Origin of the sequence: Nitrosomonas ureae, assembly GCF_900206265.1 — a bacterium.
GTDB classification, from domain to species: Bacteria; Pseudomonadota; Gammaproteobacteria; order Burkholderiales; family Nitrosomonadaceae; genus Nitrosomonas; species Nitrosomonas ureae_C.
Genome location: NZ_LT907782.1, coordinates 1,605,224 through 1,617,617 on the forward strand (window position 1 = coordinate 1,605,224; position 12,394 = coordinate 1,617,617).

General features: G+C 44.4%; 13 protein-coding genes. 3 read left to right on the plus strand and 10 right to left on the minus strand.

What is annotated here, in order from left to right; genetic code table 11:
- The first annotated feature begins 165 nt into the window (after positions 1-165).
- Together CPG39_RS07425 and CPG39_RS07430 are read left to right on the plus strand one after the other, a co-directional pair.
- Positions 166-669, plus strand: a complete 504-nt coding sequence (locus tag CPG39_RS07425) for an SRPBCC family protein (protein ID WP_096292722.1) — start codon at positions 166-168, stop codon at positions 667-669.
- Positions 670-731: 62 nt separating this feature from the next.
- Positions 732-1,766, plus strand: a complete 1,035-nt coding sequence (locus CPG39_RS07430; protein ID WP_096292723.1) for a methyltransferase — start codon at positions 732-734, stop codon at positions 1,764-1,766.
- Between the two features lie 115 nt (positions 1,767-1,881).
- Here the strand turns inward: CPG39_RS07430 and CPG39_RS07435 are convergent, their stop codons facing one another.
- The 10 genes from CPG39_RS07435 to CPG39_RS07480 all read right to left on the minus strand — a co-directional run bounded on the left by CPG39_RS07435 (position 1,882) and on the right by CPG39_RS07480 (position 11,736).
- Positions 1,882-4,464: a glycosyltransferase family 39 protein gene (locus CPG39_RS07435; protein ID WP_096292724.1), complete on the minus strand. Its 2,583-nt coding sequence runs from the start codon at positions 4,462-4,464 to the stop codon at positions 1,882-1,884.
- Between the two features lie 45 nt (positions 4,465-4,509).
- The gene (gene mltG, locus CPG39_RS07440) at positions 4,510-5,505 is read right to left on the minus strand and encodes an endolytic transglycosylase MltG (protein WP_096292725.1); all 996 of its coding nucleotides are present in this window, start codon (positions 5,503-5,505) and stop codon (positions 4,510-4,512) included.
- A gap of 16 nt (positions 5,506-5,521) precedes the next feature.
- Entirely contained in the window at positions 5,522-6,763 is a 1,242-nt protein-coding gene (gene fabF, locus CPG39_RS07445) for a beta-ketoacyl-ACP synthase II (protein WP_096294280.1), read from the minus strand.
- Positions 6,764-6,798: 35 nt separating this feature from the next.
- The gene (gene acpP / locus CPG39_RS07450) at positions 6,799-7,041 is read right to left on the minus strand and encodes an acyl carrier protein (RefSeq protein ID WP_013646672.1); all 243 of its coding nucleotides are present in this window, start codon (positions 7,039-7,041) and stop codon (positions 6,799-6,801) included.
- Positions 7,042-7,227: 186 nt separating this feature from the next.
- On the minus strand, positions 7,228-7,971 hold the full coding sequence (fabG, locus tag CPG39_RS07455; RefSeq protein WP_096294281.1) for a 3-oxoacyl-ACP reductase FabG: 744 nt from the start codon (positions 7,969-7,971) through the stop codon (positions 7,228-7,230).
- Between the two features lie 46 nt (positions 7,972-8,017).
- A complete protein-coding gene (gene fabD, locus CPG39_RS07460; RefSeq protein ID WP_096292726.1) occupies positions 8,018-8,962 on the minus strand; it encodes an ACP S-malonyltransferase in 945 nt (314 codons plus the stop codon).
- Between the two features lie 2 nt (positions 8,963-8,964).
- Positions 8,965-9,924 carry a beta-ketoacyl-ACP synthase III gene (locus tag CPG39_RS07465; RefSeq protein ID WP_096292727.1) on the minus strand — a complete coding sequence of 320 codons (960 nt, stop codon included), beginning with the start codon at positions 9,922-9,924 and terminating at the stop codon, positions 8,965-8,967.
- Positions 9,921-10,961: a phosphate acyltransferase PlsX gene (gene plsX / locus CPG39_RS07470; protein ID WP_096292728.1), complete on the minus strand. Its 1,041-nt coding sequence runs from the start codon at positions 10,959-10,961 to the stop codon at positions 9,921-9,923. The genes CPG39_RS07465 and plsX overlap by 4 nt, the downstream gene beginning before the upstream one ends.
- A 61-nt stretch (positions 10,962-11,022) precedes the next feature.
- Positions 11,023-11,202 carry a 50S ribosomal protein L32 gene (gene rpmF / locus CPG39_RS07475; protein WP_013646667.1) on the minus strand — a complete coding sequence of 60 codons (180 nt, stop codon included), beginning with the start codon at positions 11,200-11,202 and terminating at the stop codon, positions 11,023-11,025.
- Positions 11,203-11,220: 18 nt separating this feature from the next.
- Positions 11,221-11,736, minus strand: a complete 516-nt coding sequence (locus CPG39_RS07480; RefSeq protein ID WP_096292729.1) for a YceD family protein — start codon at positions 11,734-11,736, stop codon at positions 11,221-11,223.
- A 56-nt stretch (positions 11,737-11,792) separates the two neighbouring features.
- Here CPG39_RS07480 and CPG39_RS07485 point away from each other — a divergent pair, with 56 nt between their 5' ends.
- Positions 11,793-12,392 (plus strand): Maf family protein, encoded by a 600-nt coding sequence (locus CPG39_RS07485; RefSeq protein WP_096292730.1) that lies wholly within the window; start codon positions 11,793-11,795, stop codon positions 12,390-12,392.
- The last annotated feature ends 2 nt before the right edge of the window (positions 12,393-12,394 follow it).

Sequence of the window (12,394 nt, forward strand, 5' to 3'; positions counted from 1 at the left end):
CTTTGCTCCATAAGCATCACTTTACTAACGGAAAACAGGCTTCTTGTTAATTTTTTGCTATACCGATTTAGTGCTTGAAATTGAGGCCTTATTCGTTTAACGTCTTAAGGTAATTATGATCAATAGCATGATTGGACGTTTATTAGTCAGTAAGGATCCAGTGATATGTTTAATTTAGGTTCCATGCTCAACTTGGGTTCCACCGACCCGGTCGTAGGTAGAGCCCATACCATAGTAGAGTATCCAGCCACCGCACTTTTCCAGTATATCGCCGATGGTCTGTTTGAGAATTATCCGCTATGGTCTCCCGAAGTTAAAGAACTTGAAAAAATTACCTCTGGGCCGGTACAACTGGGAACGGAGGGTCGACAAGTGCGCATTGATCAGGGACGCCGTACAGAATCGCGATTCAAGATATCCGCTTATGAGCCGGGTACACGCTTAACTCTTCTCGGGACATCCGATCCATTCCGCTGCACGTATGAATTACAAGCCTTCCACCCTGAGTGCTCTACCAAGTTGACATTTTCTTTTGAATTACTTGAAATTTTACCGATTATGCGCCCCCTTGAAGGACTGGTTCGTGCTGCCATCAGGGATGGGGCCGAACGCACAGTGCAAAACATCAAGCGTTTGCTCGAGACAGACAAATCCAAGCGCATTTCTTGACCCGCATTACCCATATCACGCGGTAGGCAGTTTAAGTATCTTATGAACAAAAAGGAGAATTGATGGTACAAGACACTTTTTCCAACAACCCAGTGCCACAAGTTGATGATCGTCCATTATGGGACGTGGTCTTTGCAGTTTATGGTTATCCCGCGTTATTACTAGCCCACCGGCTAAAAATATTTCCTCTACTGGCGGATGGTCCGCTAGCATTAGTAGATATCTGCAATGCACTAAACATCAAGCAACGGTCAGCAGAAGCAATCCTGACTGTAGCTACCGCATTGGGTTTCTTGTCGTTACAGGAAGGACGTTATTTTCTAACTGCGGTAACCGAAGAATATTTGCTGGAAAAAAGCCCGAATTACTTCGGTTTTTTTTGGGATCTGATGATCGATAATTATCAAGTATGTTCTTTCTCTACACTGGAAAAAGCAATTCTAACGGATTCTCCTCAGGTTTATGGCGGTGGTGATATTTTTAAATCTCATGAAGAACAAATCGAATTACTACACCGCTTCACACGTGGGATGCACAGCATCAGCATAACCTCAGCATTTGTTTGGCCTGAGGTCATGGATTTTTCACAGCATCGCGTGATGCTCGATGTGGCAGGAGGCTCAGCCGCTCACTCGATTGGCGCGGCATCAAAGTTGCCGAATCTGAAAGTTATATTTCTGGATTTTCCTCAGGTGTGCGAGATAGCTCAGGAATATATTAATCAGTATGGCTTGCAGGAGCGAATTAAAACACAACCAATCAATATTTGGAGCGACCATTGGCCGACGGCTGATCTGCATTTTTTCTCAGATGTCTATCACCACTGGATGCCGGAAAAATCTCATTTTCTAACAGCAAAAAGCTTTAACAGTCTTGAATCCGGTGGACGCATTGTGATCCATGAAATGCTCTATAACGATCAGAAAACTGGTCCATTTGCATCCGCAGCTTTCAGTATGATAATGATGGGCTGGACCGAAGGAAAGCAGTACTCCGGCCTGGAGTTATCAACGATGCTGAAGGAAATTGGCTTCGAGGACATTCAAATTCACAAAGCCTATGGCTACTACAGTATCGTAGTCGGTTGCAAGCCTTAAATTGCACCTATTTCACGTCGATCTCCAATTCCACTAGAGAACTTATTGAAATTTCCGGGGAAAAGAAGATTGTAAAAATATACATTACAGTGTCTTGCGTGCATTTCAAGACTCACTAATTGGTTCCTTTAAATCCCTGGGAGATTCGGTAATATACGCGACGCACTGGCACGCCGTGGCGTTCGATTACGCGATACTCAATTGCACCGGGTTGATCAAGCATTTTTTTGACATCATTGTCCGTCCAAATTCTTTCTAAATGACGGCGTTTCATCCCCACTTGAATGATCGGTCTATCGGTAGGGTTCTGAGAAGGAAACCAGAACTCATACATAGCGCCGCTACCGCCAAACATATTACGTGAACGAATATCCAGCTTTGTATCGCCCTGCGTATAAAAATATAGCGCACTGGCGACAGACCATTTGCTCATACCCACAACGATCGGCTCTTTGTCTGTTTGCTTTCTGACCTCGGCTGCAATTTGTTCTATCTCGGCAGCAGTCTCGCGCCAGAAATAGTGTTCCGTAAATAAATGATAAGGTACGCCTGGAATTCCGAGAACTACATAATGCAGCACAAAAGCATAACCAAAAATACAAGCGATAATGGTTAAGCGCCAGGCTGCCTGGATACGTCTGAACAGAGGACTGAGATGATCCGTATGAACGATCATCCAAGCGATGGTCGGCAATAGCGCAAGCCAGATTGGCGCGGTCCAATGAAATCGGGGCGCATCAAAAGTACTGAGTATGAAACAAATGAATATCGGAATGCCGGTAAAAACTTGTACAAATAAATGGCGTCTGTGTTCGGAATACTGGGATTCAGGTGGTTTAATAAAAAACAAGGCGCCTATTGCCGCAATAAAACCAACGGGGGTTAGTAAAATGATAATGTGGACAATGAATAAATGAACTGCAAATTTATAGTCATCTGCTAATACCCGATTCGATTGGAATGCAAAGGATATCCAGTCATTCTGATAGTTCCAGATAATGGTCGGAGAAAAGAGAAGCAATGCCAGTAGTGCCGCCAGATAGGGATGAGGCCGTTTCATCCAACGGCGCGCTGCCGGGTCTATGATGACAAATACCAAGGCGGCAATCCCCAACAATCCCAATGAATATTTCGACAAGAGTCCAAGACCGAACGCAACCCCCATGCCCAACCAAGCCGTATTTTGGTGTGCAACGAGTGCACGTTCCATGTAATACAGTGTCGCTGCCCAAGCTGCAAAGAGTGGTGCATCAGGGGTCATTAGCAGGCCGGTAGCAAATCCGACCGGCAGGATAACCAATAACAACAGTGTACGCATTGCAGTGGATTTATCGTATAAATTCCGGGCCAATGCGTACAAATAACCCATCGTTATCAATCCACAAAGCAAAGCGCCTATGCGAACACCAAATTCATTATGCCCTAGCACTGATGTGCCGAGCCAGATTAACCAAGCTACTGCAGGTGGATGATCATAAAAACTGAGATCCATGTGCTGCGCATATTGCCAATAATAAGCTTCGTCAGGAATGAGTTGCGCCAAGCCGAAATAAACCAGTCGTAACAATATGGCAAACAATACAATACCCATTGCCGCTGTGCGCCAGCGTATATCCAGTGAGAGGGGAAGCTTCTTATTGGGGAACACATAGAAAGCCGAACCCAAATAATTTACGGCTGCCGTGGTCACAATAGCGGGAAAAATGGCCAGCAGAGGCGGCATATGCCAAACGTATACCAGAAAAGCCAGTACCCCTCCGCGCAATAATAACGCCAGTGCACCAACCGTTAAAAACCGACCGAATTGATGCCAGCGTAAATAACCTTCATGATGTTCACGAAATGACCATTTTGAGTTAAAAGTATAATTGACAGTTGCTGCGATAAAAAAACTGACGAAATGAGACAAAGCAAGCCCAGCCTCACGACTGATCATCCAGTGAAAAACAAACGCATCTATTAATACACCTAGCAGTCCAACAGCTGCAAAACGTCCTGCTGTATTGAGCGTAGCCGTTCCTCCGGCTAACGTGATCAAACGCTGGATATAAGCTTGTTGGTGAAATAGCGATAGTTTCGAAGTACCGTGTGTACGATCGCGGAAGCAAATCGGTATCTCGGTTACCCGAATTCTTCCCTGATTAGCCATGAGCAGTTCAAGCAAAATTTTATAACCATGCGCATGGCTCGAAATGTTTTTTGCCAGATTCCGGCGAAATGCAAAAAAACCGGATGTGGCATCATTCACATCACAAATAGGACGCGCCATCCAACCGCCTACGCGCGATAATAATTGCCGATACAGGGGCCAATTCTCGGTGCTACCTCCCGCAATGTAACGACTACCGACAACGACATCATGGGAATTTCCTAGTATTGGCGCAACAAGAGCTGGCAATTGTTCAGGCGGGTGACTAAGATCGGCATCCATAACGACAATGACGTCATTCTTGGCCGCAGCAACACCGGTGAGTATCGAGGCGGTCAAATCCGGCGCTTCTCGGCGTTCTATCAGACGAACATTGGGTTGATTTTCCCAGTTACGCACCTTATCCTGGGTACCATCTGTCGAACCATCGTCAACAACAATTATTTCAAAAGAATCCGAAGCAAAATCCAATGCAAAGATGCGAGTTAGAAGTAAGTCAATATTCCCGGATTCATTCAATGTGGGCACTACGATGGAAAATTGTGTCATGTAGCTTGCGAGCAAAAGTAATACTGGATCGATGGCGGCATACTGTTATTTTTGTTGTTTCTGGTATTGAATTACCGCTTTATTATGGTCCGTCAAATTAGTTGAAAACTGAGATTCTCCATTACCTTTTGCAACAAAATAAAGCGCATCCGTTTCACCCGGATTAAGAGCGGCGCGGATCGAAGCAAGTCCTGGCATGGCAATGGGAGTGGGCGGTAAACCGGGGCGCGTATAAGTATTATATTCTTGATCGGTTATCAAGTCTTTTTTGCGCAAATTACCATCAAATTGTTCGCCCAGACCATAAATGATGGTTGGATCCGTTTGTAAACGCATACCTTTGCGCAACCGGTTAATAAATACACCTGCTATTTCAGCGCGATCACTTTCCAGGCCGGTTTCTTTCTCTATAATGGAAGCCAATATAAGCGCCTCATAAGGCGTGGTTAATGGCAATGATACCGCACGATCCGACCAACTGTTTTTTAAGTGATTTTGCATGTTTTGATAGGCACGCTGCAAAATTTCTATATCACTGCTATTCCTAACAAAATAATAGGTATCCGGGAAAAACAATCCTTCTGCAGCGACCTCGGATGCACCAATTAAGCGTAGAATTTCCTGTTCACTTAGTCCGATCGTAAGATTTCTAATTGCTGGATGCCCATTCAATACTTGCCTGATTTGAGCGAATGTCCACCCTTCAATGAATCTTATTTCATTCTGTATGACATCGCCTTTGGTTAGAGTTTTTAGTAATGCAGTCTGAGTAATACCTTCCGTAAATCGATAATCGCCTGCCTTGATTGCAAATTCCTGATTGTGATAGCGCGCCAATAGTATAAATGTCCATTTGTTAAGAATAATGCCGGCATCTTCCAGTTGCTGAGAGACTTGCTTCAGATTGGCGCCAGCCGGAATGGATATTTCATATGGAATTGTAGGAAATCTAACACTTGAGTGAACGTGAAGATAGAACCATGAAACAAGCAAAATGGTTATCAATGTGCTAGAAAAAAGTAGGCGTTTCAGCTTTTGCATCGCCAATGGATAAAACCTATATACGGCGGAAAACGAGCGTTCCGTTGGTTCCTCCAAAGCCAAAGGAGTTTGATAATGCAACTTTAATATTCATATCTCTAGCTGTATTGGGAATATAGTCAAGATCGCATTGTGGATCTTGATTGACAAGATTAATCGTCGGCGGCGCAATTTGATGATATGTCGCCAGTACCGAAAAAATAGCCTCTACACCACCAGCAGCACCCAACAAATGTCCAGTCATTGATTTTGTTGAATTAACGGCAAGCTTGCTGGCGTGACCCCCAAAGCAACGTTTAACCGCAATGGTCTCAGCAATATCCCCTAATGGTGTAGATGTGCCATGTGCGTTGACATAATCCACTTCCGTGGTATCGATCTCGGCATTTTTAAGTGCGTTGGACATACAACGCGCTGCGCCCTCGCCATCGTCACAAGGCGCTGTCATATGGAATGCATCTGCGCTCATGCCAAAACCGGCTAATTCAGCATATATTCTGGCACCTCGGCGTTGAGCGTGCTCCATTTCTTCCAACACCAGAACTCCGGCACCTTCACCCAGGACAAAACCATCCCGATCTATATCCCAAGGACGGCTTGCAATTTCCGGATCATCATTATGGACTGACAAAGCTTTGGCAGCGCCAAACCCGCCAATGGCAAGTGGCGTTACACAGGACTCCGCTCCACCACACACCATGACATCGGCATCACCATATTCAATCATGCGTGCTGAGTGACCAATACTATGTGTAGCTGTAGTACATGCGGTTACGATAGCTAGATTGGGGCCTTTATAGCCATACATGATAGATAAATTGCCCGCAATCATATTGATGATAGTGCTCGGTATAAAAAAAGGAGATATTTTACGCGGTCCACCCGCATGATAGGCTATATCGGTGCTCTCGATCATCGACAATCCACCAATGCCCGAACCGATATTTACACCAATTCTCTCCGCCTCTAACTGAGAAATTTCATCGATACCCGCATCCTTAACCGCTTGTATAGCTGCGGCCATGCCATAGTGAATAAAAATATCCATGCGGCGCGCTTCTTTTGCTGAAACATATTGGTGGATATCAAAATCTTTTACTTCGCCAGCGATCTGCGAAGCAAAAGCGGATGCATCAAAACGGGAAATTCTTGTAATACCAGATTTTCCTGCAATAATGCTCTCCCATGCGCTTGGAATCGTGTTGCCAACAGGGGACACAATACCCAAACCGGTCACTACTACCTTACGTTTGAACAAAATCACTCCACTTGCATGTATATAAAAACCGGAAACTAACCGACACTCGTATTAGCGGTGACGTAATCAATCGCTTCTTGGACGGTATTTATTTTTTCAGCTTGCTCATCCGGGATTTCGCATTCGAATTCTTCCTCCAACGCCATGACCAACTCCACCGTGTCGAGCGAATCAGCACCTAGATCATTAACAAAAGATGATTCGTTCTTGACTTCTGCCTCATTAACTCCAAGTTGTTCAGCTACAATTTTTTTAATACGCTGCTCAATATTTTCCATCTAGATATTTCCTTTTCAAGTAAGAAACATGTTTATTCTAACAAATTTTACATGTCGGCAGAACCGAAACATGGCTACAGATATAAAGTACAGCTTAGTTTTTGTTTGGTAATGCATTATAAGAATGGTGCATGATTATTCTGTGATTAATTTGCTTTCACAAATGATTACCTACTTAACTATGGGTTAATCCATATACATCCCACCGTTAACATGGAGTATTGTACCCGTAACATAACCGGCTGCAGACGAAGCAAGAAACGCAACCGCTGAAGCGACTTCTTCAGGACGACCCAACCGTCCTAAGGGAACATGCTGAATCAAATTTTGTTGAAACTCATCCGCCAGAGAACGAGTCATGTCAGTGTCGATGAAGCCGGGAGCAACGCAATTTACAGTAATATTGCGACTGCCAACTTCCCGTGCCAATGATTTACTAAAACCAAAGATACCTGCCTTAGCGGCTGCATAGTTTGTTTGCCCCATATTTCCCATTGCGCCGACAACAGAGGAAATGTTAATGATGCGGCCATATCGGGCTTTCATCATGGCTCGGAGAACCGCACGGCTTAACCGGAATACTGACTTTAAGTCGGTTTCCATAATTTCATCCCACTCTTCATCTTTCATACGAACCAGGAGATTATCACGTGTAATACCGGCGTTATTTACTAGTATCTCCACCTCACCAAATTTTTCCCGAATGATTTGAATAACCTGATTGATTTGTTCCGCATCATTTACGTTTAAAATAACACCGCTGCCTTGAATACCAGCCCTCTCCAAATACTGATTAATCCCTGCGACACCACTTTCGGTGGTTGCCGTACCCACGACTCGCGCGCCAAGCTGTCCTAGCTTTAATGCAATAGCTTGCCCGATTCCCCGGCTGGCGCCAGTTACTAAAGCAATTTTATTTTCCAAGATCATATCTCCTTGCATAGAGTCATGACAGTTGACTGCAAATAAACATTATTCATATAGTCTTGACATCGTTGATAGCTAGTTTGATCGCTACGCTATCAGTCAATGATAACTGTTGCAAATGCTGATCAATGCGTTTATTCAATCCGCTCAACACTTTGCCTGGCCCACATTCAACGACGTGTGTGATTTCAGCGGTCACAAAAGCCCGGACAGTATCCACCCAATGTATCGGATTTATAAGCTGCTGAACCAGAATTTCTTTAATTATCAATGGATCTGAATGCGGTTTTACATCAGTATTATGCAAAATTGGGATTTTAGGCGCCTGCAGGGTGACATGCTGCAATTGCAAGCGCATACTTTCAGCTGCCGGTTTCATTAGAGAACAGTGTGAAGGAATACTCATGGGCAGCATGATCGCACGCTTTGCTCCTTTCGATTTCGCCAATTCAATTCCTTGCAGAATTGCATTTCTGTGTCCGGCGATAACGATCTGACCCGGTGAGTTAAAATTGGCTGGCTCGAGAGATTCCCCATCACCCTGATTTGTAATATCGCGACAAATTGTTTTGATGGTTTCGTCATCCAATCCGAGAATCGCGGCCATTCCGCCAACCCCTTCCGGCACGGCTTGTTGCATAACTTGTGCGCGGAAGCGCACCAATGACAGCGCATCGGCAAAACCCAGCGCTTCCGATGCAACCAACGCGGTGTATTCCCCCAGACTATGTCCTGCCAGCAGCACTGGTTCTTTGCCGCCCAGGCTAATCCAGGCACGATACACCGCTACCCCCGCAATCAACATGAGGGGTTGCGTATTCAAAGTAAGATTAAGTTCCTCTTCAGATCCGGAATTTGCCATCGACCAGAAATCCTGCTTGAGGATATCGGAAGCTTCTTGAAAGGTTTCTTGAATGATGGGCAACTCTTTATACCCATTCATCATTCCAACCGATTGTGATCCTTGACCTGGAAATACGAATGCAAATTTCATGATTACCACCGCAGCAAAACTGCTCCCCATGTAAAACCACCACCCACACCTTCCATCAATATCAATTGATCAGGCTGAATTCGTCCGTCTCTTACAGCCATATCCAGCGCAAGTGGAATGGAGGCCGCTGAGGTATTTCCATGCTTATCCACTGCTACTACCACTTTTTCCATGGGTAATCCCAATTTCTTTGCGGTCGATTGAATAATCCGGATATTGGCCTGATGAGGAATCAGCCAATCAATATCAGTGGATTGCAAATTGTTTCCTGCAACTGCCTCATGCACGACCTCTTCCAGGACTTTGACTGCGAATTTAAAAACGGCATTGCCTTCCATGTTGATGTAGGGCGTGCCATGCACTTTGCCGCCACTAATGCACCCAGGGGCGGATAGAATATTACTATGACTGCCACTGGCATGGAGATGAGTTGACAAAATCCCGGGTTGATCACTGCGCGATAGTACGACAGCGCCCGCACCGTCGCCAAATAAAACACAGGTGCTACGATCATTCCAATCGAGTATCTTTGAGTAGATTTCACTCCCAACCACTAAGGCATTGCGGCATTTTCCCGAACTGACAAACATATCGGCTGTCGCCAATGCATAAACAAAGCCACTGCAAACTGCCTGCACATCAAATGCCGGACAGTTTTCGATCCCTAATTTATTTTGCAGAATGCAAGCCGTACTTGGAAAAATCATGTCGGGTGTGGTAGTGGCGACAATGATAAGATCAATGTCTTTTCCAGTTACGCCTGCAGCCTGCATGGCGCTCTGGCATGCATACAATGCGAGATCGCTGGCAACCTGGTCCTCTGCGGCAATATGCCGTTGCGTAATACCCGTCCGTGTTCGTATCCATTCATCACTGGTATCAACCATACGTTCCAGATCGAGATTGGTAAGCACTTTTTCCGGTAAATAACTGCCTGTTCCAGTGATTCTTGAATACATCATCTTGTAACTTCTTTAGAGGGAAGCTGTGGATGTCGGGAGAACTCAGCAACCCGTTCACTAATCCGTCGCAACATTCCACCACGAACTTCATCTGCAGCTCGTTTTATGGCAAAACCAAAAGCATACTTATCTGCCGAACCATGACTCTTAATGACTATACCGCGCAAACCCAGAAAACTTGCGCCGTTATAGCGTCGGTGATCAACACGGCGTTTGAACGAATTAATTACAGGCATTGCAATCACACCTGCTATCTTTGTCAACAAATTACGCTTGAATTCTTCGCGCAAATAAGTCGCCAGCATTTGTGCCAAGCCCTCCGATGTTTTTAAGGTAATATTACCAACGAATCCATCACAAACTACAACATCAGTTGTTCCTTTATAGATATCGGTACCCTCGACATTACCATAAAAATTAAGTCCGCTATCCCGCAATAATTCGGCTGCCTGCTTGACTATCTCGTTTCCTTTGATTTCTTCTTCACCAATATTGAGTAGCCCAACGCTTGGATACGCCTTGCTTTCCACTGAAGATACCAAGGATGCGCCCATGATTCCAAATTGAAACAAGTGTTCGGCTGTACAATCGACATTTGCTCCCAGATCCAAAACGTAAGTATGACCAATACTGGTGGGTAGGATTACAGCAAGTGCCGGGCGGTCAACACCGGGAATCGTTTTCAATACAAACCGGGAAGTTGCCAATAATGCGCCTGTGTTTCCGGCACTGATACAGGCCTGCGCCTCACCTGTTTTAACCAGATTGATGGAAACTCGCATGGAAGAATCCTTTTTACCACGCAGAGCTACTGCCGGTGATTCATCCATACCGACCACTTCGCTTGCCGGATGCAGACGTATTCTCGGTCCCAGCTCCAAATTTGCCGCACGAAGTTCAGCTTCGATAGCATCGGGAATACCGACAAGAATAATATTAGCCTCAGGATCGCTGTGTAAATAATCAAGCGCTGATGGAACTGTGACATGCGGACCATGATCGCCGCCCATACAATCTATTGCTACAGTAATATCCAATTTTAGTGCTCTTGTGACTTAGAGAAATCTATATTCAGGATGTAGTAGCAATAAAAAAACTTTAATCGTTTTTCGTTTTAACAACTTTCTTGCCACGATAATATCCATTTGGACTAATATGGTGACGTAGGTGAATTTCTCCAGTACTGGGTTCCACGGCTAAAGGCGGATTAGTCAGAAAATCATGCGAGCGATGCATACCGCGTTTTGATGGTGATTTTTTATTTTGTTGAACTGCCATTGCGATAACTCCTTAAACTTAATGTGTCTTTTTTAATGTTGCCAATACTGCAAAGGGATTTTCTGATTGCTTTTTGTCAGCCAGATTATCTGCAGCTGATTTTAGTTTTAGTGAATTACACTCACCATCCGCATGACGTGATGAAATCGACAAACCAAGAATTACCTCATCTTCAATTAAATTGATCACATCTAAATCAGGTACTGCTAAAATCGCATCAATAGTATTGTCTTCATCAGCCTGTTGCAGCTCTATCTCGTTTTTTGCCAGCAACAAAAACGTCTTCAGGTCAATCTTGTAAGCCAGTTTTTCAAGGCAGCGCTGACAATTAAGATGAATTTTGCCTTTTACTTCCAACTGCAAACCAGGTTTTGCATTCTTGTCGAGTCGGCCACTGATTTGATAGATTAGCTCCCCTTTTTTGTCAAACAATAAGTCATGCAAACGCACAAGATCAATTACCGGGATTTTACCATGACGTATACCCGCATTTTGAACAAAATCTATAGGATCTATTATTAACCTAACAGACATAAGGCGCGCATGTTATATTTTTTACTCTTAAGTGTCAAAAAATACAGAAGAAAACTTTGAAAACAAAAAACGACTCTACACCGCAGATTATACTGGGATCCGGCTCTATTTATCGCAAAGAATTACTTCAACGATTACAAATTTGCTTTGAAACCAGCAATCCACAAATTGATGAAACACCGCTAATCAATGAATCTCCTGACCAAACAGCCGCACGTTTAGCTGAGGCAAAAGCCCGCGCGGTAGCCAGAGTTTATCCACAAGCACTTATTATCGGCTCAGATCAAGTGGCAGCATTAGGAGACATTCGTCTTGGCAAACCATTGAATCACACCAATGCCGTGGAGCAATTGCGACAAACTCAAGGGAAGGAAGTTGTTTTTTATACCGCTGTATGTGTTCTGAATAGTTTTACAGATAAGCTGCAAATACGTGTTATTCCCTACCATGTGAAATTCCGGCGATTGAGTGACCAGCAAATCGAGAATTACTTATTAAAAGAGCAACCTTATCAATGTGCCGGCAGCGCAAAATCTGAAGGGCTCGGTATTGTACTTATCGAACGAATGACGGGAGACGATCCTAGCGGATTGATCGGATTACCTCTTATCACTTTAATCGATATGCTGACTCTTGAAGGGGTCAAGATAATTTAAAA